The following is a 23,588-nucleotide window of genomic DNA, read 5'->3' as shown; positions in this document are numbered from 1 at the left end:
TTTTTCAGAGGAACGCGGCACTGACCAATCCATCGATTCGAGAAGTCATGAAAAGTGTTTCCGCATCGTTTGCACCTGAACTTTTTACCTTTCAAACGATAGATTTTATGGCTGTTACAATTGGTGCAGAAAACATGGCCTTTTTTCCAACAGAATTTTCTGAGGAACAGTTTTGCCCTGTTTTCAGTTTTCCCTATGAATTCAAAGGTTTCTAATTGACTAAAGCCCATATGCACAAGATAATTCCTGTGCAAGATGTTTTATAATTACCTTGATTTTTTATTAGGCAGTTTTGTACATATTCCCATAGATCGTTTGCAACCATAATGTTTTCCCTCCTTGCCTAACAGGCTGTTGAAAAACTCATTTGTCACCCTTCGACACGCTCAAGGTGAGCGGTTGAGTTGCGAAATTTGAACCGAAACGCCCTTCGTACTGAGCTTGGTCGAACCATGAACGGCAGCAAACCGAATTTTTCAACAGCCTGCTAATGCTACCCTCGTCTTTTTCGGTGGCCAGTTTTCTCGGGAGGTCGGCTAAGGGCTTTTGCAGTTTTCAATTATTTATTTCTTGTGCCCTTTGTCTAAAAAATATACACTACAATATTTTGATCTCCAAGACAGGCCGGAATCTATAAAAATATTATTCGCTCTGCCAGCAGTTTTTTCCTTCAAGGTTGAACTACTAAAAAGTAGTCCCCAACGCTTAACCCCGACAGCCGCGATAAAAATGCTTATGAAGCCCTGATTGTTTTTTTCAAGCATCCACTCGATGAGCTCGATCCCGCCACGGTGAAGGCAGCAAAGGCCTACTCGTGACGCTCCTCGTCTCTATGTGGTGCCTATGCCTTCTCCACGGTTTTGAAGTTGGACTTGTTGCCCGTGTGGCGTATCATATCTGATGGATAAAAACGTAATAGATAATTATATATTAACAAAAGGTTGCGCAAATGAAAAAGCCTTTAACCACGTTTACAATCATGCCCGTTCTCTTCCTCGGCCACGGCAGCCCCATGAACGCCATCGAGGACAATGAGTTCTCGCGGGGATGGCAGAAGGCATCACTGAGCCTGCCGAGGCCCGACGCGATCCTCTGCATTTCTGCGCATTGGGAAACCGAGGGAACAAAGGTCACGGCAATGGAAAAACCGAAAACCATCCACGATTTCGGGGGATTCCCCCGCGAGTTGTATGAAGTGCAGTATCCCGCTCGGGGAAGCAAATGGCTTGCGCAGGAGGTTAAAGAGACCGTGAAAAAGACCGTGGTGGAGTTCGACGGCGAATGGGGACTGGACCACGGCTGCTGGAGCGTGCTCTCGCGCATGTATCCCGCTGCCGACGTGCCTGTTGTCCAGTTGAGCATTGACGCAAACAAATCCCCGAAAGAGCATTTTGATCTGGCGAAAGATCTTAGTCCGCTGCGTGATAAGGGTGTTTTAATTGTTGGCAGCGGAAACATTGTGCACAATCTTGGCCTTATTGAATTCAGGGGCGATTCTCCGGATGATTTCAACAAACCGTTCGGATTTGACTGGGCGATTGAAGCCAGCAATTTGATTAAACGGCTTATCAAGGAAGAGAAATTCGGCAAGTTGGTTGATTATCAATCTTTGGGAAGGGACGTGCGGCTCGCGGTTCCCACCAATGAGCATTACCTGCCGATGCTGTATGCGCTTGGGCTTAAGCGCGAAGCAGAGTCAGTAGAATTCTTCAACGATAAGCCGGTTGCGGGATCGCTTACCATGACGTCAATGATTATCACAACCTGAAAAAAAGAATCCTTTCTGCCTTTTCTATTTTGGAACCTTTGAACAGGCGATCATTGATAAATTTTATTAGGGGTTGGGGCATACACTCTGATCAAAATGCCATAAAGGACAAACGATGCGACTTTAAGGATCAGTCCCGGCCGAATTGACCTTCGTCGATACGGTTCCTTGAGGAGCCAAAGTTGGTTTCAACGCACTTCACGCTTACCCCTGATTGGGAAACATCAACGACCATGTAACCAGACCCGGGATATTTGTCCCCTGCGCTCCAGTTCGGGAGCAGGCGCACATTGGTGAAAAACGGCACTTGGTTGCGCAACCCGGACCAGCGGGAATGGAGATGGCCGGAGAAATAAGCGAGAACATTGTGCTTGTCAAGGAGCCTGAACAGCTCGATTGAATTAAGAACGGCGTAATACGGCGTTTCAGGGTGCAAAGGAAAATGCGAAAAAACAATAAGGGGTGTTTGCCTCGAAATAAAAGCGAGCGTCTTTTTAAGCCAGAGTTTAACGGATACCTCCACGGTTACCCAGGGGCTCGCGCCGTTGGCAAGATCAAGAAAGATGAGGCCAACGTTCTTATGTATAACGAGGTAATTTAGCCTTTTCTCACCGAAAAGCGCCACGTAATTCTTTTTGCCCTCTTCGCCTTTCGCAGTGACATCATGGTTGCCGATGACCGGATAATACAGTTTGCCGATTTTATCGAAGTGCTCCTTCACGGATTTCATAATGGTGAAATCGCCGAAGTTCGTCAGATCGCCAGCGACAACCGCGAAATCCCACTGTGAAACATCGGCCTTCCATTCGCTGAGGATTTTTGTGAGCATGACACCGTCTTTTTGGTCGCCCCGGTAGTGGACGTCGTTGCAGAAAATGAACCGGAACCTCCCCTCGGCACTCCGGCGCGATGGATCATGCGGCGAACAGAGCGGGAGGAGGGGCAGCGAAAGCGCCGACGCCACGACCTTTACAAAACGGCGGCGTGATACTATACCAGTAAAAGGATTATTTTGCTGCATTTGATGGTGCTGCTATTGTTTTTTCCCCGTATACCAATAACCCTGCTTGAATGAAATTATATTTATTTGCGTTGTTATTGTCAATATGGAAAGAAAGATATGGATGATTGCACTACCCTGATGGAAAAAAGGCATCAGAAATCGATTCATTAATAATGAAATCGGGATTATTTTTGGGACGGGGAAGCCTTTACCGAGAAAGAGTATCAAATAATTGCCGGTACCGTAACGTATTTTTATCTCGCCCGGAGGCCTTGTAATGATTTTTTGGTTCAGAGGCAATCACTCCTTGTTCCGCAGCGTTGCTGCAGCGGTCGCGGCGATGATGGTCGTCATGGGCGGCGTGCTCGTGCCGATGCACCATCATGACGATTATGCCGACCACAGCGACTGCCAACTTTGTCTTGTGGCCCACCATACCGCGATCAATGCACCCATATTTCATTCCGTTTTGCCCGTCCCTGTCGGCACTGACCTCTGCATTTCCGTTGAATCGTTTGTCAATCAAAATTTACCGGCGTTTTTTTCCTCCCGCGCCCCTCCCGCCAGGATTGCTGTTCTCTAAGTTCCACGGGTAAAACTGTTTTGTGCTTTTTGTAATAAGCACACGCGGTGCCTTTGCCATAGGTAAAGGCCGCTGGTGCTGTCATTCCTGAAGAGGGGGTTTGCATGAATATCCGGATTATAACCGGCATTGCAGTTATGACTGGCATGATTGCGGGCCACAGCTTTGCAGGCGTCACGAACCCCAATATTTCGGCGATCGGGCAGGTCTTCGCCACCTATACCGACGATACCGCTTCGGCCGCGCCGAAGAAGGTCGCCTTGACGCTCGGCGAGGTGGAACTGCAGCTCGACGCCGCGCTCAACCCGTATCTGAACGGCCTTTTCGTCCTTTCGTTCGACGGAACGTCCGTGGACATCGAGGAAGCGTACGCGACGCTTGTCAAGGGGCTCCCGCTCAACCTGGCTCTCAAGGCCGGAAAGTTTAGGCTTGATTTCGGCAAGCTCAACCAGACCCACACGCACGCATACCCGTTTTTGCGCACCCCGCGCGTGCTCGATCCGAAGGCCGCACGGCTGCTGCCGGGAGAGGAGAGCTTCGACGACGTGGCGGTCCAGGCGTCGACGCTGTGGCCCGTCACCGACAATTGGAGCGTCGCACTCTCCGCCGATGCGCTTTCCGGCGAGGCGTTCCACCCGGACGCGCGGGACGTCATGCCGGCGTGGCTGTGTCATTTGTCCAGCGCCTTCATCATCGATCCCGCGTCGTTCGACGTGGGCCTGTCCGCCACCCGCGGGTTGGGCGATGTGCCGCGGCACCTCTACACCGCGGTGTACGGCGCGGACGCGAAGGCGAAGATCGCCGCATCGGCCCTGCTCACCCTGACCGTTGCCGGCGAATACCTGTACCGGTTGTCGGAAACATCCGACTCGCTGGGAACAGTTGCCCGCGGCGGCCGCTACGGGTTTTACGCGTATGTCAACGCATTGTACCGCACCCAGTTTAACGCGGGGTTGTTGGCCGAACAGTACCAGGACCCGCTGCGCAGCGGGACCACGGACCGGGCGCTCAAGCCCTTTGCAGGGTTCAGCGTGCTGGAGGAGAGCACGCTTGTGCGGTTGTCGTATGAGTATTTTATCGGCGGCGCCAATGCGCGGAACAATACCGTCGAAGTGCAGCTGCTGTTTTCCATGGGGCCGCACAAGGCGCACCAGTTCTGATAAAAATCAGGAGACATAAAATATTTGAATAAGGAGAGAGGCCATGTTCATCAAAAAAAAGATTATTACGACAGTGTTTTCCATCTTCATTCTTTTCACTGCTGGGCCAGTTTTTTCCGCGATCCGCGTGGTGGCCGCCATTCCCGATCTCGGTTCCATCGCCGCTTCCATCGGCGGGGACAAGATCGAAGTGTCGTCCATCGCAAAGGGCAATGCGAACCCGCATTCGGTGGAGGTCTTTCCTTCATATATGGCCAAGGTCTCACGCGCCGCCGTGTACCTCAAGGTCGGGCTTGGCCTCGACCAATGGTCCGACGCGATCATCGACGGCTCGCGCAACGGCTCGCTCCTCGTGGTCGACTGTTCGGCCGGAATATCCGTGCTCGAAAAACCCGTCAAGGTGGATGCGTCCATGGGAGATGTCCATCCGTTCGGCAATCCGCATTACTGGCTTGACCCGAGAAACGGCGCAATGGCGGCGCAGACAATAGCGGAGGCGCTGGAAAAGGCGGATCCGGCAAACGCCGCCGTCTACGCAAAGAACCTGGACAGGTTCAAGGCCGAGGTTGCGGCGCGATTCGCTGCATGGCTCGACAAGATGAAACCTCTTGACGGACGAAACATGATCACCTATCATTCGTCGTGGCCGTATTTCGCGAACGCGTTCCACCTTTCCATCGTCGAGCACGTGGAGCCGTTCCCGGGCATTCCGCCGACCGGAAACCATCTGGCGCACCTCGTGGAGGTGATCAGGAAGGAACACGTGGCGCTCATCATGCAGGAGCCCTACTTTGCCGACGACGGCCCCAATTTCCTCAAGCGCCAGACCGGAGTGCCCGTGTTCAAGTTCGCCCCGTCGTGCTCGGACGTGGGCCCCGCGTCCTATCTGGACCACTTTGACGCAATTGTAAATCAATTGATTTCGGCGACCGGAGGAAAATAACCATGATGCTGTTTCACTATTCGTTCATGCTGCCCGCCCTGGCCGTGTGCCTTGTTTTGGCGGGGATCCACACCTATTTCGGGTACCACATCGTTCAGCGCGGCGTGATATTCGTGGACCTCGCGCTCGCCCAGATCGCGGCGCTCGGCGCAAGCGTGGCGATTCTCGCGGGCTGGGGAGAGAACGCGCCCGTGCTTTCCTTTCTCGTTAGCCTTGCGTTTACCTTTTTGGGCGCGGTTCTTTTTTCCCTGCTGCGCAAGGCGCAGAACGCGGCGCCGCTCGAGGCGCTCATCGGCATCACCTACGCGGGCGCGATCGCACTGTCGCTGCTCGTGCTGGAAAAATCGGCGACCGGCACTGAGCACATCAAGGAGATGCTGGTGGGGACGATTCTTACCGTGTCGTGGCAGGACGTGATTGTTCTTGCGCTCCTCGTCGCCGCGATCGGCGTGATCCATGTGCTGGCGAGGAAAAAACTGTTCCTTATCTCCGAAAGGCCCGATGAGGCGCAGCGTCATGGCGTCGCATTGTGGTGGTGGGACATCGTGTTTTATGCGACGTTCGGCGTCGCCGTCACCTCTTCCGTCAAGATCGCGGGCGTGCTCATGGTGTTTTCCCTGCTCATCATTCCCGCCGTGGCCGCGCTCGTCAGCGTCCGCGGGACAGGACGGCGCGTCGTGTTCGGATGGCTGTTCGGCGTCGTCGGGTGCGTTATGGGCCTGGAGGCATCGCTGCGGTTCGATTGCGCGGCGGGCCCGGCCATCATCACGACGCTGCTGGCGATGCTGCTGGTTTCGGGGGCGGCGCTGCAGGTGAAAAAAATGGCGAAAAAAAACGGGTGAGGTTCATTGGAGAAGGGCGGCGGGCCGGTATCGCAAAAGTCCGCGCAAGAAAATGCAGGCGTGAATCTCTGTTTACTTTAACGAATTATGGGCGGTACTGCTTTCCGGACTTACAGAGGATCCGGAGTCGCCTTTTGCGGTTCCTGCCTGGTCCTTTTCCGCCGCCGTCGTATCCGCCGTTTTTTCCTCCGGGGCGGCTTCCGGCGCCGGCTCGGCCCATTTCCGGATCACGAGCCTTCTTCCGATCCTGAGCAGCGTGTGCCGGGTGAGGCCGTTGAGGCCGCACAGTTTTTCGATGGTCGTGCCGTATTTCCGGGCAATTGTTCCGAGCGTCTCGCCCGAGCGGATGATGTGATACACGGTCTGGCGGACAGCGGTCAGGTAGTCGAAATTCTGTCTTGACAGGATAAGAGTATCGCCTCGAAGTTCCTGCCGTTCGAAATCGATGATGCAGTTGGGGTCGAACGGCTCCCCGCAATAGCGCATCTCAAAGTGAAGGTGGCTGCCGGTGGACCGTCCCGTGCTGCCGCCGAGGCCGATCACCTGTCCCGAGGTGATCCTGCCGTTTGTAGAAACAAATACCCGCGAAAGATGGCCGTACAGGGTCTCGAGGCCGCCGCGATGCCTCACCACCACCACCTTGCCATACCCGTGCCGGTCGTTTTCGACGACGCGCACAAGGCCGTCAAGCGCGCACCGTATCGAGTCGCGCCGGGAGACTTTTATGTCGACGCCGAAATGCCAGTACCCGCTGCGCGCGCCGAATTGCGATGTCACATAATTCTTGAAGGGAAGGAAAAACCGGCTGCCGGCGGCGGTGTCTGACAGGACGATCCGGACGGTGTCAGTCATTTTCCTATAGTCAAACCAGGCTCCATTGATTTTTGAAATGCACCAGCTGGTCGTGTCGATCTCGCCGCCGGTATTGGGGAAAAAGGCATTCATGTCTTCCTGGAATTGTTGTTCCTGGCGGTCGGTCATGCCGCTGTCGGCACGGCCTGTATCCGTGCTGCTGGATGAGGAATCCGCCACAGTATTGGAAGCAAACGGCGGGTAAACGAGCACAATGCCGAAGATTAATGATTTTATAAGGCGGCTGGACATTATCGTCCGATATGAGGCGTCAAATAATATTGACAAAAAGCAATTTGTTGGGCGAAGGATTGAATTATGCACGTTCATGCTTGGACCGGAAAAAACCAGGGGCACTCCGCTGGACGTTAGAAATATAAATCCTGAACCGGTAAGTTCCGGGGTTTTGTAAGAGCGAAGTGCCTAAAGAACGGCGTGTAGGAAGGTGATCCCCCGTCTGGTGGACCGCCTGAAACCGCATGGAAAATCGGCGCCGTTTCTTACAAGTCCGCAAATTATCTTTTTTTCAATAATTCCGGCGCACAATTATTCCAATCGGTACACCACGGGAAGAATAATTTCAAGCGTTACCGGCGCTCGCGGAAGCGGCGCTGCCCGTATAACGGCCTTTACGGCATTGTCGTCGAGCAGCTTGTACCCAGAACTTGCCAGCACACGGACATCCTGGATGCTGCCGTCCCGGTTTACAAGAAAACCCACCCTGACGGTTCCCTGCCAGCCTTCCTCCTGCGCATAGGCGGGATATGAAAGAGCGCGGTACACCTTTTCACGAATGACACCGTACTGCGCGGAAACATATTCCTTCTTCACGACCGCAGAGTCGATAATGGACGACTTTGCCGGAGCCAAGGTCGTATCCGCGGACGCGATTACAGGCTGCGGCGTCCATGCGGTGTCTGGCCGCGTGGTGTCGGGTCGAAGAGTATCAGGCAGCGATTCTCTCTTGTCAACAACAGCCGGGGGCGGAACGGGTGGGGGGCGGTGACGTGCCGGCGGCGCCTTGCCTGGTTCGGGGAGCGCAGGCTTCTCCAGTGAAAAATCGATGACCATGACGGGACTTTCACGAAACCGGACCGCAGCGAAGGCGATGGTCCCCAGCACCGCCGCGTGCACCGCAGCCGATGCCAGCGCACAGGCGGAGCTTCTTCTCATTTCGACGTCTCGGTTTGAAGTCCCACGCGCACAAATCCGCGGTTTTTCACCACATCCAGGACATTGACGAACGTCTGAAGCGCGAGCGCCTTGTCGGCGCGGATGAGAATGGGGGTTTTGACATCAATGGAACCGAGCCGGCTAAAAAGGGCCGGAAGATCGAGCGCAACCGAATTCAGATACACGGTGCCGCTCTTGTCAATTTCAATCGTCTGCATTTTAAGCAGGTCTTCCTTGTGCGCGGAGGCCCGGGGGAGTTGGATGGGAATGGCGCCCGTCGCCACCAGCGTGCAGGTGGTGAGCACAATGGTGAGCAGCACCAGCATGATGTCCACGAGCGGGATGACGTTGATGTGGTCGAATTCGCGCTCATCCATGACGCACGTCCCATTGCAACAGAAGCACTTTGGCCTTGCGCAGAAGAAGATTGTATAAAGCCACCGACGGGATCGCGACGGCCAGGCCGACTGCGGTCGATTTCAGGGCCAGCGCGAGTCCGGTCATGATCCTGCTGGAATCGACGAATCCCTGCGTTCCGATGTTGTAAAAGGTGAACATGATGCCAAGCACCGTTCCCAGCAGTCCGATGTACGGTGCGTTGGCGCCGATGGTGGCGATCAGATGAAGCCGGCTGGTTACGGCAAGTTCAAGTGCGTATTTGTCCGCAAAATCGGCGACGTTGATTTTGCGCATTGCAAGCCATCGCTCCAATGCAATCGTCAGCGACGCCACGCTCAGCAGGATCAGAAATCCAATGATGCCGAAATCGACCGCGTACTTGAGCCAGATCATGATTGCCTCCGGTTATGAGAAAACGCCGTCACCGTTTACAACTTGATGGTGAGCCCGCACCGAACGCCGACCGGCTCGGCGGGATGAAAGTCGATGTCATTGACGCCTCCGGCAGGCTCGCCCCGAAGACGGGTCGGATAATAATACGCCATGTCGTCAACCTTGGCGTTGAGGATATTGAAAACGTCCAGGGTTATGCGAACAGTGCGGTTTAGATCCCAGGCAATCTGTCCGTTAAACAGCATCGATCCTGCCGAGCGCACGCTGTTGTGTTGGTCAAGCGCTCGCGGACCAAAATAACGCATGAAGAGACTGGCGGAGAACGGCCCCAGCTTGTGAAGCGAGATGCCGGCGGACACGGCCGATTCAATGGCTTCGGGAACATATTGCCCGGCAGTGTCGGGGTCGATGAATCTGGCCTGCGACAGCGCGGCATCGAGGTCGAAAAGCAACCAGGGCAGCGGCTGGTAATGCTCGCTGAGCTCAAAGCCCATGCGTCGCGTGGCACCCGCCGGTTCGGGAGCTCCCTCATCCGCGTCCCACACCAGCTCGGAGCTGAAATCCAATAACCATAATGCAAATGTGCTCTGGAGCCCCGGAACGGACTCGTTTCGCACGCCCACTTCAGCCCCGCGCGATTTTGAAAAGACGGCCGTTTTGCTGATGGTGTCGCCGCCTCCTTTAACATCTATGGTCGCGGTGGTGCCGCGTGCGTCATTCGAATGAAACCCCTCACCGTAATCGACATAGAATTCGGTTTTGGCCCACGGCCCGAGAGTGAGCGAGGCCTTTGGGGAAAGCATTCCGGCGCCACTGCTTCCGGAGTTTGTTGTGTCCTCGGAACGATCATTATTGTTTATATAGTCATACCTGAGACCAAGGTACAGTTTCATCCACGGCAGAAGCCTACTGTCAAGATCGACCCAGGGCGCGACTTTCGTCTCGGTCACGGTGTCCACCGTCCAGTCGTTGAGTCTTTTTCTCTTCACGGTATGTATTAATGCAACCGGATCGATGTAATCGCAGCGGGCGTCAAGGCCGACCTGGAATTTTTCCTGAAAGCCGAACAACGTGCCTTCCTTGCGCCAGGCCTCCGATGTTCCGAAGAACCAGCGGTTGTCCTTCTGCTCCATCTGGTCGCCGTTCACCGTGTCGTTGAGAAAGAACGTGAAATTCGAGAAAAGGTCCATATCGTATTTTACGGCATATAAACATGCCGAAAATATCCCGCCCGCAAGCTGGCCGTTCCATGATGTTGACAGACTGTATCGATCGGACGTGCCCCCGTCGCTTGAGTCCAGAGTGCCGAAGCGGGGGATAATGCCTTCGGTCACGGCGCGCTCGGGAACCTGATTGGTTGCGTTCCATTGGCCGGAATAACCCATTGCCTCGATATTGAACGTCCCATCGCCGAGCTGGCGCGACCATCGCAAGACGCCGTTGAATTTGCAATAGTCCTGGGGCACCACGAACGGCCCGTCCTGGTGCATGGCCTCAAGCCCCATGAGGATTTTTCCTCCTGCCAGGTCTGTTGAGGCGGCGGCGATGGAGCGGTAGTAACCGTATGCGCCGATCGTCGCTTCCAGAAAGGGACGGGCAAGTTGTTTTGTGTAGAAAATGTCGGCCGCTCCGGCTGAGGCAAAATCACCCTTCGAGGCGATGTACGGTCCCTTGTAAAAGTCGACATGATCGATGAGTTCGGGGATAACAGGGTTCAGGTCGTCATATCCTTGTCCGTGGCCCTGCGTGGGAAGGTTTATAGGCATGCCGTCAACCGATGTCGCGAAATCGGTCCCGTGATCAAGGTTGAATCCGCGCAGCAAAAACTGGTTGGCTTTCCCGGCTCCGCTGTGCTGGGTGACCATAAGGCCGGGCACGAGTTCCTCCACCTCGCCGGGGCGCAATAGGGGACGGTCTTCCAACAGTTCGCTGGTGTATGTTCCACTGCTGGCGGCCGTTGCGGCGGCCGTCTCGTTTTTGTAGTGGCCGATTACGATAATTTTTTCCATTTCCTTTTTTACAGCCGTTTTCGCGGAGGTTGCGGGTATGGCGCTGTCGGCTGCGGCGGCTTTGGTTGTGTCTGAGACAACGCTTCCGGCCGAATCCGTTTCAACAGGGATGGGCATTACTTGCGGTTCGGGAACCTGTCCCGAGCTCGCACTGGCCAAAACAAGAAATGTGAAAAATAAACCGGCATTCCCTTGTAAAAGTATTTCGCTGATAATGTTCAATTTGTCAATGCGTAAACCGGATTCTCTTGGTTCTTCGGACATGACAGCGCTCCTTAGGGTCCATGGAAAAAGGTGCATTCGTGGCATTAATATATATTTCGTGCCACTAAAGGTAGCATAATTTTTTATTTTATGCTACCCGTGACGTGCATTATTTTAAGAGGCGGAAGGATGGTTTCTTATGCACATCCCCGACGGCTACCTCGGCCCTATCACCTGCGCAGCGGGTTATGCCGCAATGGTGCCGGTCTGGGCCATTGCCGCGCACAAGGTGAAAAAGACCCTCGCGGCGAGGCAGGCGCCGCTTCTTGCCATCGGCGCCGCTTTTTCTTTTGTCATCATGATGTTCAACGTGCCGATACCGGGCGGGACCACGGGCCACGCGGTGGGCGCCGTGCTTGTCGCCATTCTGCTGGGCCCGTGGGCGGCCTGCATCGCCGTGAGCGTTGCGCTTGTGATCCAGGCGCTGCTGTTCGGCGACGGCGGCATCACTGCAATCGGCGCAAACTGCCTCAACATGGCGCTGGTGATGCCGTTTTCAGGCTATTTCGTCTATAGATTGATAAAAGGGAATGCAGCTCCCGCATCAGTGCGGAGCGTCATCGCCGCCGGGGTTGCGGGATATGCCGGTCTCGTGATTGCTTCCGCCTTCGCGGGGGTGGAGTTCGGGATTCAACCCCATCTTCATCACACCGCCGCGGGACAGGCGCTGTACTGTCCCTACGGCCTGCTCGTTGCAGTACCGGGAATGGTAAGCGGCCATATGCTCGTTTTCGGATGGATCGAAGCCATCGTGACCGCCCTGGTGGTCCGGTATCTCTCGCAGCATGACGCTCTTTTGCTGCGGCCGGATCCGGAAGCGAACCGAAAATTCATTGCAAGACTTCTGATAGGCATTGCGATCCTTGTCTTGCTCGTGCCCCTCGGGCTTTACGTGCCGTATAAGCTCAAAGCGGGAACCGCCTGGGGTGAATGGAGCGCCGGGGAGCTTCGCGGATTTCTCGGTTATGTCCCTGCGCAACTCGAACATCTGACCTCGCTCTGGAGCGCGCCGCTGCCTGATTATGGTCTCCCGGGAGCCGAATCTCACGGCAAAATTTTGATGGGGCTCGTTTATATTCTGTCGGCCGTTGTCGGGATCGGGCTTTGCATCGGTCTTGTTTTGTTCGTCGGCAAGGTTGTTTACGGAAAGGAAAAAAAGGGGCGATCACGAAGGCATTGGTCCCACGGGTTCCTTGAACGCACCATTCTTGGAACGGTCAATTTTCTTAAGGACACTGTTTCCGTAGAGCTGATTGCCCTGAGGCCCGGGTTTCTCCAGCGCCGGGATCCACGGTTCAAATTTCTTGCCGTGATTCTTTTGCTTGCCGCAGTCCTTTTGACAAAGAGCGTCGCGGTTTTGTTTTTATTGTACCTGTCCCTGCTTTGCTGCGTTGCGGCATCGTTGGTAGGCCTTGTTTTTTTCCTTTCAAGGACGCTTATATTTGTTCCGCTGTTTTCGTTGTTCATCGTGGTGCCGGCGATTTTCAACGTTGTGACGCCGGGTGAGCCGCTCGTCTCGTTCAGGCTTTTTTCCTGGACGTTGTCAATATCGCGGCAAGGCATGGACGCGGCGCTTATTTTTTTCATGCGCGTGCTTGATTCGGTCTCAATCGCCGTGCTCCTCGTGCTCACCACGCGCCAGCACGTTCTCCTCAAGACCCTGCGCGTGTTCCGGATCCCTCAATTATTTGTCATGGTCATCGGGATGAGTTACCGTTACATTTTCCTGTTCCTCGACATCATTCAGAATGTTTTTACCGCGATAAAAAGCAGGGTCGGGTTCGTGTCATCCGCAAAAGAGGGACGCAGGGTCGTGGCTTCGAATATTGCCGGCCTTTGGCTGCGTTCATACCAGCTTCAATCGCAGGTGTACGATGCTATGGTCTCCCGCGGCTATGCGGGCGAGGCGTACGTTCTTGAAGAATTCAAGGCAAAAGCAGGTGATTATATTTTTTCCGCATTGGCGTTCTGCGCCCTGATAGGAACACTATGGCTGAACCGGTATTTACGCTGACAGGCGTATCGTATTCGTATCCGGGAAATATCCCGGCCCTCAAGGACATCACCCTGACCGTAAACAAGGGAGACCGCGCTGCGGTCATCGGCGCGAACGGAACGGGGAAGTCAACGCTGCTCACGATGCTTGACGCGCTTATTTTTCCGACTACAGGATCAATCACCGCGTTTGGAACGGAACTCACGGAGCGAACCATGCGCGACGGCGGTGTTCAGCGGGCGTTCAGGAAACGCGTGGGATTTGTGTTTCAGAACCCTGATGTGCAGCTATTCTGCCCAACGGTGCGCGAAGACATTGTTTTCGGTCTGCTGCAGCTCGGCGTTGATCATTCCGAGATCCGGCGCAGGCTTGATGAGGTGGCGGAGAAAATCCGGATTTCCCACCTGCTCGACCGTTCGCCGCACCAGCTTTCCATCGGCGAAAAGAAAAAGGCGGCGCTTGCGTCAACACTCATTATGGATCCGGAAGTGTTGTTGCTCGACGAACCGACCGCCGGCCTTGATCCCCGGACCATGCGAGACATCATCGACGTTATTGATACCGCGCACAGGGCCGGAAAGACCGTGGTCATGGCCACGCATGATCTGCACATAGTTGAGGAAATCGCGGACATGGTTTACGTATTTGGAGCCGCTAAATCCATTATACGAAGCGGAATTACCGAGGAGATTTTAACTGATAACCAGTTTATGCAGGATAATAATCTGATACATGTCCATGTTCACAGGCATTTTGGCGTTAAACATGTGCATCCCCATGATCACGGCAATTCGCACGCCCATCCATAAAAAAAACCGCCCGGGATTCCCCGGGCGGCAATTGAACAAACCCCATAGTCGAAAAACTTGGTGTTAGTATTTTTACTTTGCAGCGGGAGCGGCAGCGGGCTCTGCAGCGGGAGCAGCGGCAGGAGCGGCAGCGGCCTTATCCTTCTTCATGGCTTTCGGAGCGGCTGCAGGAGTTTCGACTATCTGGGTGGCAACTTTCTTGCCGTCAACCATTTTGCAGGTCACTTTTACTTTTGCATCGGCCTTGATGTCGCCAAGCTGAACGTCGGCTTTTCCGCTTTTGATCTTCGTGGTGGTTTCGACGCTGATGGTCTCTTCACCCTTTTTCGCCTTCACAACGATCGTGTTGGCAATCGCGTCAACGGAAACGACTGTTCCCGTCACGACGGTCGTGGCTTCTTTCTTTGCGCCTTTTTCCGCTTTTGCGGGGGCTGCGGCTGCCGGTGCAGCAGCTTCCTGGGCAAGAACAAAGCTCGCACATGCGAGAACTGCGACCAATACTTTTAAGAGCTTCATACGGCACTCCTTTGTGTTAAAAGGTTAAGGTAATGGGGTTTGTAAAAGAACAATCAAAATTTAAAACTATTGATATCCATGCAAAATATTTGCCATTGGGAAAAAATTTGGTAAAAAAACCCGTAATTTGTTTAAATGTAATAAGTTAAAGAAAAACCAAAAGAAGGCCAAAGCATTCCATTTAATATGTTAATTACTCAAATGGTATATTTCACATGCACCAAATCGTTAACCTTCTTTTAATCCGAATTTTTCAGCCCTGTATTGAAAAGTGCGGTAGCTCATCCCGAGGAGTTTGGCGGCATCCGCCATTACGCCGTTGGAGCGTTTAAGAGCCTCGGCCAGCATGTTTTTTTCCCATTCTTCAAAGACGATCCCCTCTTCCGGTATTGCCGACGCAGCAGGCGCTGATGCGGAGGATGGGGCGGCGCAGAGTTCCTGCGGAAGGTCTTCTACTTTTATAACGTTGCTGGTGGAAAGGACAGTAATGCGTTCCATTACCGCTTCGAGCTCGCGGACATTGCCCGGCCATTGATATTCCTTGATGAATTTCATGGCGGGTTCCTCCACAGTTTTCGGCCTGCCGGAACGGCTGATGAAGTACGCGACCAATGCCTCAATGTCCTCCTTGCGTTCGCGCAGAGGGGGGATGACGATGGGGATGATGTTAAGGCGGTAATACAGGTCATCGCGAAACGTCCCTTGTTTGATCGCCTCTTCTAGGTTTTTATTGGTCGCGGCAATGACGCGGATGTCAACCGGAATGGCCTTTGTCCCTCCCACCCTTCGGATCTGGCGCTCTTGGAGCACGCGCAGCAGTTTGGCCTGCGTCGAAAGCGACATGTCGCCCACTTCGTCGAGAAACAGGGTGCTGCCCGATGCCGACTCCACGATGCCGATATGGGTGTTCTGTGCGCCGGTAAATGATCCTTTTTCATGGCCGAACAGCTCGGATTCCAGAAGCGTTTCCGTGAATGCCGCGCAGTTGATGCTCTGCATCAATTTCCTGCTTCTGGGGCCCTGATAATGAATGAGCTTTGCTATGCGCTCCTTGCCCGTGCCTGATTCCCCGCGGATGAGAACGGTGGAATCGCTCTGCGCGACTTTGGCGACGATCGAAAGTACGTTTTTCATGACAGCGGATTCGGCGACAAGCCCGGTATAGAGCTGCTTGGTGAGTTCCGCGCGAAACTGGTCGCTCTCCTCCCTGAGCAGATATTTTTCCGCTGCGCGCCGCACGACAAGTATGAGCTCGTCCCGTCCGAGCGGCTTGTTGAGATAGGTATAAGCGCCCGACTGCATGGCCTTCACTGCGGTTTCAACGGTTCCGAAGGCAGTGATGACCACGATTTCGGGCCGGACCTCGAGCTTTGCTATCTCCTCGACAAGCACTAGACCGCTTTTTCCCGGCATTTTAAGGTCGGTGAGCACCACCTGCGGCTGAAAATCCCGGATCAGGCCAATTGCTTGGTCTACATTCGGAGCCTCGAGAAGCGTGTGTCCTTCCGAGGTGAGGATGCTGGCCATGATGTTGCGCTGGCCTGCCTCGTCGTCAACGATGAGGATTTTCGCCATGAAAGGTTCCTTATGTTATGCCTGACCCACTTCCGAGGGCGGCGCGATGGTTTCCTTATTATCAATCGGGAGGACAAGAGTGAACTGCGCGCCTCCAAGAGGCCTGTTTTCGGCGGTGAGGGTGCCGCCATGCTCCTCCACAATCCTTCGTGAGAGCGAAAGTCCAAGGCCGGTGCCGCCCGGCCGTTTGCTGAAATACGGTTCAAAAATCCGTTCGAGGTTTTCCGGAGCGATGCCCGGTCCGTTGTCCATGAATTTAATGCACACATTATTTTCGGCAGTATGCTCCACCGCCAGCGAAATGGAACCGTCATCAGAAACAGCCTCGATTGCGTTAAGAAGCAGGTTGAGAAAAACGAGGCGCATCTGTTCGATGTCTGCAAACAGCTCTTGCGAGGTGTTGCCGGCGAATTTAACGGATATCCGTTTTGCCATCATTTGCTGTTTGATGAGGATCTGGATCTGGCCGAAAAGCTCCGCAACGGTAAACGTGGTCTTTTTTAACTGCGAAGGCCTGCCGATGGTGAGAAACTCGTTTACCATTTTATTAAGTTGCTGGACCTCAGCTTTAAGCCCGGCAAGAAGTTCCGAATATGATTTTCGCCGTTCTTCATCAGAGGGAAGATAGTCATGGCCCAGATGATCGGCCGTAAGATTGATGAGGTTGAGCGGGTTTCGAATTTCATGCGCAAGGCTCGATGCCATTTCGGAGAGTATCGCGTGCCGTTCGAGAGAGCGCAGCCTGTCTTCGAGCTGTTTCTGCACGCGCAGCTGCTGGGTCATGGAGTTAAATGATTTTGTGAGGCGGCCTATTTCATCATGACCGCTGTGCCGAAGTTCGCCCGACAAATCGCCCGATGCCACATGCTCTGCCGCGACGGAAAGCTGGCGAAGGGGTTTGTTGAGATTGTAAAGAACAATAAAAGACACGATGAACATGATGACAAGTGCCACGGATGCAATGTAGAGGGTCCGGAGGTTCAATTGCCGAACGAGCGACTTCGAATCATTCACCACGATAGAGGTCTGAAGCAGGCCGATGACCTGGTTGTCGCGGACGATGGGAACCTGGACATTGTCATAGCGCACCGGCCGGCCGCCGGAATCCTCGGCGCCATACTGGGCCCTTACGATGATTTCCTTTCCGGAAAGCAGATTGTGCTTCTGACCCACTTTTTTAGGGTTGCTGCTCGCAACAATTTTCTGGCTGCTGCCCACAACGGATACCTCACGGGCCGAGGTGCTGCTTTTCACGTCTTCAATGAAATGCTCAAGCGCCTCGGTGTCCCGTCCTTTTTTGCTGGTAAGCTTCTGGGTGGAGTAATGGACGGTGTGAACGATGTCCTGAATGTCGTCTTCGAACATTTTAACAATGCTTTTCTCAAACTGCATCGTAAAAAACAGCATGAGCCCCACCGCGGCAATCAAGAACGGCGCAAAAACAAGGAACAGTTTTGTTTGGAAACTCATGTCATGACCTCGCAGGGAACCTGTTGCCGCCAGCGGCGGCGTATTCAGCAAGCGTTATGTAAAATAGTACCTCTATCGAGACATGGCAAAATTAATTTAGGCACAAAGAAATACGGGCGAGAGGGGAAAAAACCGCTTCCTTTTATCCTTAACGGTATATCATTTGAGAATAAGAGGAATCAGTCGATTTAAAACACCGGAAATTATTTATATTCACTCAACAATCTCCATGAAGAAAAGCGGACCGCAATTTAAACATGGACGTCGTTCCCAAACGAGCCGGATCAGGGTAACCATCAAAGGCGGCGGGAACGATGCTACATTATACGCCCGCAGCGGCGACGCGCTGATTGACGTGTTGCGAAAAGCGGGTGTCCCCGTATTGTCACCTTGCGGCGGAAAGGGAATTTGCGGAAAATGCCTGGTGCGGATACAAAATCTGGGCATGCGGCTCGCATGCCGGCATGTGCTGAAGCGCGATTCAGAAATAGCATTTTCAAAACATAGAACATCACGCATTGTCGAATCGGAACAACATGTTCAAAAAACAGTCGCTCTTGAAAGTGGAATTGAGAAAACAGGTAAAAAAAGCACTGTCACGGTCAGCTATAAAGGGGAGCGCCTGTGTGCTTATTACAGCGCATCTCCAAAAGCTGCGGCTCAAATGGGCATCGCAATTGACATCGGCACGACCACGGTCGTGGCGTTCCTTCAGGACCTGGCATCGGGCAATACCATTGACGCGGAATCCTTCATCAATCCGCAGGCCGCCTATGGCCACGATGTTATTTCGAGGATACATCATACCATGGAACATGGGAGGGGGCTTGCCGAACTTAAAAAAATGATTGTGGCGGGAATCAACGGTGCGATAGCGGCGCTGTGCGGCAGGGCAGGCGTTTCAAGCAGGGACATTTTTAAGACAACGGTGGTCGGCAATCCCACCATGCTGCATTTGTTTCTCGGAATAAACCCGTCATCGCTCGCGAGGGCGCCATACACGCCCGTCTTTACAGACGCGCAGCACAAAAGCGGCAAAGCATGCGGCCTCTGCGTGAATCCGGCCGGGGTGGTCCTTGTGCTGCCGTCGATTGCGGGGTTTGTCGGCGCAGACGTGGCGGCGGGCATGGCAGCCACGCCTCTTTTCGACTCAAAAGCATATGCGCTGTATATTGACATCGGGACAAACGGTGAAATGGCGGTCGGAAATAGTGAAAAAGTGTATTGCTGCGCCACGGCAGCAGGGCCCGCTTTTGAAGGTGCGACCCTGCAATGCGGCGTGGGCGGCGTTGAAGGGGCAATCTGCTCGTATGATGGCGGCAGGTATAAAACGATCGGCGGATGCGCACCCATCGGCATTTGCGGTTCCGGTATTGTTGATATCATTGCATTTCTGCTGGGGAAAAAAGTCATTGATCGCACCGGGTATATGAAAGCAGAATACCTGATCAAGAAAAAAGAACAATCCGCAACGGGCAGGAAAATTGTTGTTACTCCGCGTGACGTGCGCGAGGTGCAGCTTGCAAAGGCGGCGATACGCGCCGGGATCACCATTCTTGCACAATCAGCAGAAATCAACCTCGATTCCATTGAAACCGTATATCTCGCCGGAGCCTTCGGCATGTTTATAAATGTTGAAAACGCCACCGCCATCGGCATGCTCCCGCGGCCATTAAAGGACAGGATCATCAGCGTCGGCAACGCGGCGGGCTACGGAGCTCGGCTCGCGCTCAGCTCCGTTGATTTTGAGGAATCACTCGGGAAAATTGCCTCAAAGGCGCGGTATATTGAATTGTCGGGAAGGGAGGATTTTAATGAGGAATTTGTTAAGGAGATGCTGTTTTAATTCCGAATTGAAATTCATCTCTGCGTCAAAGGCATAAACAATTTTTATGCAGCGTCCCTCAGAAAAGTATTTTCATAGATTCTTATCAACAAAAAAAAGGATAAGGAGATTTAACGTCATGCGAATTCTATCCGGCATCCAGCCGTCGGGAACCCTGCACATCGGCAATTACCTCGGCATGATCCAGCCCATGGTGCTTTCGCAGGAAAAAGGCGACCTGTTCTGCTTTCTCGCGAACCTGCACAGCCTCACGTCGGTGTTTGACGCCGGCCAGCTGTTTGATTACACCACCAACGCCATTCTCGACCTGCTCGCGCTCGGCATCAACCCGGACAAAAGCGTTTTCTGGGTGCAGTCTGATGTTCCCGAGGTGGCGGAACTCACCTGGTACCTCAACAATGTGACGCCGGTAGGGCTTCTTGAACGCTGCCATTCATATAAAGACAAGGTGGCAAAAAACATTCCCGCAAATAACGGCCTATTTTCCTACCCGGTGCTCATGGCGGCGGACATCCTCATGTACCAGACCGACGTGGTTCCGGTCGGTAAAGACCAGAAACAGCACGTCGAGGTGGCGCGGGACATCGCCATCAAATTCAACCAGACCTACGGCGAGGCGTTCACCGTTCCCGAGCCGAAAATCAAGGAAGAGGTCGCGGTGATTCCGGGCATCGACGGCCAGAAGATGTCGAAATCCTATGACAACACGCTTGATATTTTTGCCGCCGAAAGCCAGCTCAAGAAAAAGGTGATGAGCATCGTGACCGATCCCACGCCGCTTGAGGCTCCCAAAGACCCGGAAAAGAGCATTGTGTTCGCGGTCTATCGGCTTTTCGCACCCAAAGAGAAAGTTCAGGTCATGGAGCAAAAATTACGCAAAGGCGGCTATGGGTACGGCGACGCGAAAAAGGAACTTTTTTCCGCTCTCTGGGAATATTTCCAGCCTTATCGGAAGAAACGCGAGGACCTTGGCAAAAATGTTGATTACCTTGCCGAGGTGCGGAAAAAAGGCGCCGACAAGGCGCGGGCCGCGGGAATTCCGACTCTTGAAAAGGTGAGAACGTTAGTTGGGGTTAAAAAGTAGGCATCGAAAATAAGAATACCTTTGCCAGTATTTTTATAAGCGCACAGTGTTTTCCCTGTCAATCAAATACGCTTATAATGATTTTTAACGCCGCAGTAAGATATCAAAAAGCTCATTCACGCTGTTTTCCAGAATGTTAAGGGATGGACTGTCTTCCTCCTGTTTCATCGGCAGGCAGAAAAGCGGTCTGTTTTCTGACACCTCTATTATCGAGCACAGATATTCGATTTTTTTATTGATGGCAGCACCGTAGGAGCTCACGCTTCCGGTCTTATCCGGCCTGACTCCGACGGTCTGAAAATGATACAGCTTCATCGCATAGATAATGATCACGATGTCTATACCGGCAGCTTTTAACCGTTCCTGAATGGGGCCATACAGGCTGTCAAGAGGCGCTGTTGCATATGCATATTTTGCCTGCAGAAGGCTGTCTATCCGGTTGTCAATCTCCTCCCATCCGAGTTGGGCCTTTAAAATCCTCTGGCGGAAATCACGGTAAAAGGCGTCCTGCGTCCTTATTTTATCGATGCTGTGATAGTTTTGGTTGGTAAACCTGTTTTCGTAGAAGATTTCGGAGGCGACGACGATTGGTTTAAAGTAGGCGATATGTTTTGTTTCGATGTAGGAATATTTGAAGGTGGAAGGAACTCCTCTTATAATAGGAGCCGAAGCACAAAATATCAGCAATGTGCACAATGTCAGGAACAAGTACTTCATAAGTATAACGAAACATCCGGAAAGAGAATATTCAATAAAACAGGCGAAATGGAATAAAAAGAATAATGCATCGCCGGATTCACATCATACGTCCCCACTTCAACGCGTTTGCCATGACAACAAAATTCAGGTTTGGCTGAAAATATTCAGGGCCTTTTAGTACAAACGGCACATAGACGAGCGTGCTGGCCGTTAGTGACAACGACAGGTCCTTGATGACCGGCAGGGTCTTTGGCTTGGCCGGGCTCATGTCTCCTAAAATAATGCGGGCCGCCTCGAATCCCTCACTTGCGGGCAATGTCACCGGATAGAATGATGAATCGTTCGGGAACATATCCGAAAACGCCATTTCTTTCTGGTTGAACGTCATGAGTTTTGAAAGCAGGAGAAAAAGATTTGGGTTGGCCTTAAAGGCGGGTACCCAAAGAAAAAATTTCTGTTTTTCCATTTCAGGCAAGACGGCTTTCGGTGTTTTGGTCAGGCGGATGAAATCGGCGAATGAGCCAAAGACGGCGGACGGTGCCGAAATGTCAAGCCGCCAGAACGGGAGCCACTGGCTGGCGGGTATCGAGGTGCTGCAAAGAAAAAAATCAAGAGGTGTAAGCCCGCGGGGGGCGGCGCTCCATGCCTTGCCGCATTTGCCGCAAACGAGGGCAAGGCTGTCGCTTTCGGCCCGGAGCGTCCATCCGCATTCCGGACACAGCGTGGAGATAAAAGCCGGTCCGGGCGGCCTGGTATCAAGCATCTGCACGGTATTTTCGGGCCACGGCGCAACCTTTTCGCTGGTAATCCCGTCAAAAAGAAAATTCTGACTGATGTAAAAGGGCGAAAATACCAGGCTCACGAGTTCGCCGATCAGCGCCTCGATCGGCGGGAGAGCGGCAGCGGTCTGCATTTCGGCCGTTGGCGGTTCATTGCTGAAAAGAGAGGTAAATGATTCCATGAATTCCTGCTGCCGCACCAGCGTATATGCAACAGTCGTCTTTACCGATGCAAATGCCGTTTGCGGGGAAAGAAAAACGCCGGGAGATGCGGGCTCCACGAATCTCATCCGAAGGGTCTGGGAGCGAATCCCGAGTGTGGAGGGAAATAGGGAAGGCGTTGTCGGCAATGCGCAAAAGCTGCTGTCAACCAGCGAGGGCTCAACGCCCCTGGGCGTCAGTGAATATTTTATTCCTTTACACCGCCAATACGGCACATAAAAACAGTCCTGTTCCCGGGACGGGGGACAAGGAAAATACAGCGATGGAAATTCCGGAAAGGAAATTATGAGCCGCACCCGGCAAAACGGGCAGGTGAAAATGCGGTCCGTTTCAGACAGGCTCACCGCAGCGCCGCACTGGGGGCACTGGTGCTCGAGGATGTAGCTAGAGTCGTTCACCGCACTGGTTGCAGAAGACTGCATTATAGAGGTTCTTGTAACCGCACTTTGCGCATTGCTTTTTCTGCGGTTCCGCGGTAACGGTCTGGCCGCATTTCGGGCAGAACTGAGCAAAAGGCGGAAGGTTTTCCTTGCACTTCACGCACTGGGAGAACACCAGCAGCTGTGTCCCACAAAACTGGCAGAACTGTGCGTCGGCCGGGATTTGCTGGCCGCACGACGAACATTTTTGCATGTTTTGCGAAGCGGCGGCCTGTTGCGGCGCAAATTGCCGCGAAAGCATGGTCGGCATCATCATGCCGAAGCCCATGGCGACGCCGGTGCTTGCGCCGCCGGGATTTTGCGCCGCCTTCTCGATGGCCATCGCCGATTTCATTTTGACCAGGTCGTCGAGGTCCTTGAAAAGGCCCAGCTTGCTTCTGTCGTCGATCGCTTGCTGCACCTCAAGGGGCGGGGTGATGGAGTTGATGTATAAATTCGGCAGCTCCAGCCCGAAATGGGCAAAATCCTCCTGCAGCTGTTTGGTAAGGCCGGCGGCGACCTCGTCGTATTTGCCGGGCAGGTTGATCATACTGTCGAGGTGTTCTCCGAGGTAATCGTTGAACCGGGAAACGATCACGTCGCTTAAATAGCCTGAAATGTCCTCGGTTGAATATCCGCTCACCGTGCCCACCAGCGAGTTGACAAACAAGAGCGGCTGAACGATCCGCACGTTGAACTGGCCGTGGGCGCGCAGCCTGATAAGCCCGAGTTGCGAGTCCTTGAACGCGACAGGATCTTTGGTGCCCCATTTCTGGTTTACAAA

General features: G+C 53.5%; 22 protein-coding genes. 10 read left to right on the top strand and 12 right to left on the bottom strand.

Going from position 1 to position 23,588, the window contains the following annotated elements:
* Both VLX68_02870 and ygiD read left to right on the top strand, forming a co-directional pair.
* Positions 1-215: hypothetical protein (locus VLX68_02870; protein HUI91168.1), on the top strand; the 215-nt coding region annotated here is incomplete at its 5' end.
* Between the two features lie 734 nt (positions 216-949).
* On the top strand, positions 950-1,768 hold the full coding sequence (gene ygiD, locus VLX68_02865) for a 4,5-DOPA dioxygenase extradiol (protein ID HUI91167.1): 819 nt from the start codon (positions 950-952) through the stop codon (positions 1,766-1,768).
* 130 nt (positions 1,769-1,898) lie between these two features.
* Here the strand turns inward: ygiD and VLX68_02860 are convergent, their stop codons facing one another.
* Positions 1,899-2,789, bottom strand: coding sequence for a metallophosphoesterase (locus VLX68_02860; GenBank protein HUI91166.1), 891 nt, complete (start codon positions 2,787-2,789; stop codon positions 1,899-1,901).
* Positions 2,790-3,048: 259 nt separating this feature from the next.
* Here VLX68_02860 and VLX68_02855 point away from each other — a divergent pair, with 259 nt between their 5' ends.
* From VLX68_02855 to VLX68_02840, 4 genes are all read left to right on the top strand, one after another.
* Positions 3,049-3,354 carry a hypothetical protein gene (locus tag VLX68_02855; protein HUI91165.1) on the top strand — a complete coding sequence of 102 codons (306 nt, stop codon included), beginning with the start codon at positions 3,049-3,051 and terminating at the stop codon, positions 3,352-3,354.
* A 104-nt stretch (positions 3,355-3,458) separates the two neighbouring features.
* Positions 3,459-4,514 carry a hypothetical protein gene (locus VLX68_02850; protein HUI91164.1) on the top strand — a complete coding sequence of 352 codons (1,056 nt, stop codon included), beginning with the start codon at positions 3,459-3,461 and terminating at the stop codon, positions 4,512-4,514.
* A gap of 43 nt (positions 4,515-4,557) precedes the next feature.
* On the top strand, positions 4,558-5,457 hold the full coding sequence (locus VLX68_02845; protein ID HUI91163.1) for a metal ABC transporter substrate-binding protein: 900 nt from the start codon (positions 4,558-4,560) through the stop codon (positions 5,455-5,457).
* Positions 5,458-5,459: 2 nt separating this feature from the next.
* Positions 5,460-6,299: a metal ABC transporter permease gene (locus VLX68_02840; protein HUI91162.1), complete on the top strand. Its 840-nt coding sequence runs from the start codon at positions 5,460-5,462 to the stop codon at positions 6,297-6,299.
* A gap of 72 nt (positions 6,300-6,371) precedes the next feature.
* Here VLX68_02840 and VLX68_02835 read toward each other — a convergent pair whose 3' ends face one another.
* The 5 genes from VLX68_02835 to VLX68_02815 all read right to left on the bottom strand — a co-directional run bounded on the left by VLX68_02835 (position 6,372) and on the right by VLX68_02815 (position 11,242).
* Complete coding sequence (locus tag VLX68_02835; protein ID HUI91161.1) at positions 6,372-7,403, bottom strand: M23 family metallopeptidase; 1,032 nt, start codon at positions 7,401-7,403, stop codon at positions 6,372-6,374.
* Positions 7,404-7,697: 294 nt separating this feature from the next.
* Positions 7,698-8,324, bottom strand: coding sequence for a TonB family protein (locus VLX68_02830; GenBank protein HUI91160.1), 627 nt, complete (start codon positions 8,322-8,324; stop codon positions 7,698-7,700).
* A complete protein-coding gene (locus VLX68_02825) occupies positions 8,321-8,701 on the bottom strand; it encodes a biopolymer transporter ExbD (GenBank protein HUI91159.1) in 381 nt (126 codons plus the stop codon). Before VLX68_02825 ends, VLX68_02830 begins: the two co-directional genes overlap by 4 nt.
* Entirely contained in the window at positions 8,694-9,116 is a 423-nt protein-coding gene (exbB, locus tag VLX68_02820) for a TonB-system energizer ExbB (GenBank protein ID HUI91158.1), read from the bottom strand. Before exbB ends, VLX68_02825 begins: the two co-directional genes overlap by 8 nt.
* Before the next feature lie 35 nt (positions 9,117-9,151).
* On the bottom strand, positions 9,152-11,242 hold the full coding sequence (locus tag VLX68_02815) for a TonB-dependent receptor (GenBank protein ID HUI91157.1): 2,091 nt from the start codon (positions 11,240-11,242) through the stop codon (positions 9,152-9,154).
* Positions 11,243-11,528: 286 nt separating this feature from the next.
* Here VLX68_02815 and cbiM point away from each other — a divergent pair, with 286 nt between their 5' ends.
* Together cbiM and VLX68_02805 are read left to right on the top strand one after the other, a co-directional pair.
* Entirely contained in the window at positions 11,529-13,403 is a 1,875-nt protein-coding gene (cbiM, locus tag VLX68_02810) for a cobalt transporter CbiM (protein HUI91156.1), read from the top strand.
* Entirely contained in the window at positions 13,379-14,194 is an 816-nt protein-coding gene (locus VLX68_02805; GenBank protein HUI91155.1) for an ABC transporter ATP-binding protein, read from the top strand. The genes cbiM and VLX68_02805 overlap by 25 nt, the downstream gene beginning before the upstream one ends.
* A 72-nt stretch (positions 14,195-14,266) precedes the next feature.
* Here VLX68_02805 and VLX68_02800 read toward each other — a convergent pair whose 3' ends face one another.
* From VLX68_02800 to VLX68_02790, 3 genes are all read right to left on the bottom strand, one after another.
* Positions 14,267-14,710: a hypothetical protein gene (locus tag VLX68_02800; GenBank protein ID HUI91154.1), complete on the bottom strand. Its 444-nt coding sequence runs from the start codon at positions 14,708-14,710 to the stop codon at positions 14,267-14,269.
* 228 nt (positions 14,711-14,938) lie between these two features.
* Positions 14,939-16,285 carry a sigma-54 dependent transcriptional regulator gene (locus VLX68_02795; GenBank protein ID HUI91153.1) on the bottom strand — a complete coding sequence of 449 codons (1,347 nt, stop codon included), beginning with the start codon at positions 16,283-16,285 and terminating at the stop codon, positions 14,939-14,941.
* A gap of 15 nt (positions 16,286-16,300) precedes the next feature.
* Positions 16,301-17,755 carry an ATP-binding protein gene (locus tag VLX68_02790; GenBank protein ID HUI91152.1) on the bottom strand — a complete coding sequence of 485 codons (1,455 nt, stop codon included), beginning with the start codon at positions 17,753-17,755 and terminating at the stop codon, positions 16,301-16,303.
* Between the two features lie 664 nt (positions 17,756-18,419).
* Here VLX68_02790 and VLX68_02785 point away from each other — a divergent pair.
* Together VLX68_02785 and trpS are read left to right on the top strand one after the other, a co-directional pair.
* Positions 18,420-19,601 (top strand): ASKHA domain-containing protein, encoded by a 1,182-nt coding sequence (locus VLX68_02785; protein HUI91151.1) that lies wholly within the window; start codon positions 18,420-18,422, stop codon positions 19,599-19,601.
* A gap of 118 nt (positions 19,602-19,719) precedes the next feature.
* Complete coding sequence (gene trpS, locus VLX68_02780; protein HUI91150.1) at positions 19,720-20,685, top strand: tryptophan--tRNA ligase; 966 nt, start codon at positions 19,720-19,722, stop codon at positions 20,683-20,685.
* Positions 20,686-20,769: 84 nt separating this feature from the next.
* Here trpS and VLX68_02775 read toward each other — a convergent pair whose 3' ends face one another.
* From VLX68_02775 to VLX68_02765, 3 genes are all read right to left on the bottom strand, one after another.
* Entirely contained in the window at positions 20,770-21,402 is a 633-nt protein-coding gene (locus VLX68_02775; protein ID HUI91149.1) for a hypothetical protein, read from the bottom strand.
* Between the two features lie 79 nt (positions 21,403-21,481).
* The gene (locus tag VLX68_02770) at positions 21,482-22,807 is read right to left on the bottom strand and encodes a hypothetical protein (protein HUI91148.1); all 1,326 of its coding nucleotides are present in this window, start codon (positions 22,805-22,807) and stop codon (positions 21,482-21,484) included.
* Positions 22,770-23,588: SPFH domain-containing protein (locus VLX68_02765; protein ID HUI91147.1), on the bottom strand; the 819-nt coding region annotated here is incomplete at its 5' end. The genes VLX68_02770 and VLX68_02765, both read right to left, overlap by 38 nt.

Source organism: Chitinivibrionales bacterium, assembly GCA_035516255.1.
Lineage (GTDB): Bacteria > Fibrobacterota > Chitinivibrionia > Chitinivibrionales > FEN-1185 > FEN-1185.
The sequence above is the reverse complement of the archived record's forward strand: the minus strand, read 5'-3'. Positions and strand labels throughout refer to the sequence as shown.

Coding starts and splice junctions, on each gene's coding strand:
- ygiD (HUI91167.1), top strand. CDS start 950: ATGAAAAAGCCTTTAACCACGTTTACAATCATGCCCGTTCTCTTCCTC.
- VLX68_02860 (HUI91166.1), bottom strand. CDS start 2,789: ATGCAGCAAAATAATCCTTTTACTGGTATAGTATCACGCCGCCGTTTT.
- VLX68_02855 (HUI91165.1), top strand. CDS start 3,049: ATGATTTTTTGGTTCAGAGGCAATCACTCCTTGTTCCGCAGCGTTGCT.
- VLX68_02850 (HUI91164.1), top strand. CDS start 3,459: ATGAATATCCGGATTATAACCGGCATTGCAGTTATGACTGGCATGATT.
- VLX68_02845 (HUI91163.1), top strand. CDS start 4,558: ATGTTCATCAAAAAAAAGATTATTACGACAGTGTTTTCCATCTTCATT.
- VLX68_02840 (HUI91162.1), top strand. CDS start 5,460: ATGATGCTGTTTCACTATTCGTTCATGCTGCCCGCCCTGGCCGTGTGC.
- VLX68_02835 (HUI91161.1), bottom strand. CDS start 7,403: ATGTCCAGCCGCCTTATAAAATCATTAATCTTCGGCATTGTGCTCGTT.
- VLX68_02830 (HUI91160.1), bottom strand. CDS start 8,324: ATGAGAAGAAGCTCCGCCTGTGCGCTGGCATCGGCTGCGGTGCACGCG.
- VLX68_02825 (HUI91159.1), bottom strand. CDS start 8,701: ATGGATGAGCGCGAATTCGACCACATCAACGTCATCCCGCTCGTGGAC.
- exbB (HUI91158.1), bottom strand. CDS start 9,116: ATGATCTGGCTCAAGTACGCGGTCGATTTCGGCATCATTGGATTTCTG.
- VLX68_02815 (HUI91157.1), bottom strand. CDS start 11,242: ATGCCCATCCCTGTTGAAACGGATTCGGCCGGAAGCGTTGTCTCAGAC.
- cbiM (HUI91156.1), top strand. CDS start 11,529: ATGCACATCCCCGACGGCTACCTCGGCCCTATCACCTGCGCAGCGGGT.
- VLX68_02805 (HUI91155.1), top strand. CDS start 13,379: ATGGCTGAACCGGTATTTACGCTGACAGGCGTATCGTATTCGTATCCG.
- VLX68_02800 (HUI91154.1), bottom strand. CDS start 14,710: ATGAAGCTCTTAAAAGTATTGGTCGCAGTTCTCGCATGTGCGAGCTTT.
- VLX68_02795 (HUI91153.1), bottom strand. CDS start 16,285: ATGGCGAAAATCCTCATCGTTGACGACGAGGCAGGCCAGCGCAACATC.
- VLX68_02790 (HUI91152.1), bottom strand. CDS start 17,755: ATGAGTTTCCAAACAAAACTGTTCCTTGTTTTTGCGCCGTTCTTGATT.
- VLX68_02785 (HUI91151.1), top strand. CDS start 18,420: ATGGGCATCGCAATTGACATCGGCACGACCACGGTCGTGGCGTTCCTT.
- trpS (HUI91150.1), top strand. CDS start 19,720: ATGCGAATTCTATCCGGCATCCAGCCGTCGGGAACCCTGCACATCGGC.
- VLX68_02775 (HUI91149.1), bottom strand. CDS start 21,402: ATGAAGTACTTGTTCCTGACATTGTGCACATTGCTGATATTTTGTGCT.
- VLX68_02770 (HUI91148.1), bottom strand. CDS start 22,807: ATGCAGTCTTCTGCAACCAGTGCGGTGAACGACTCTAGCTACATCCTC.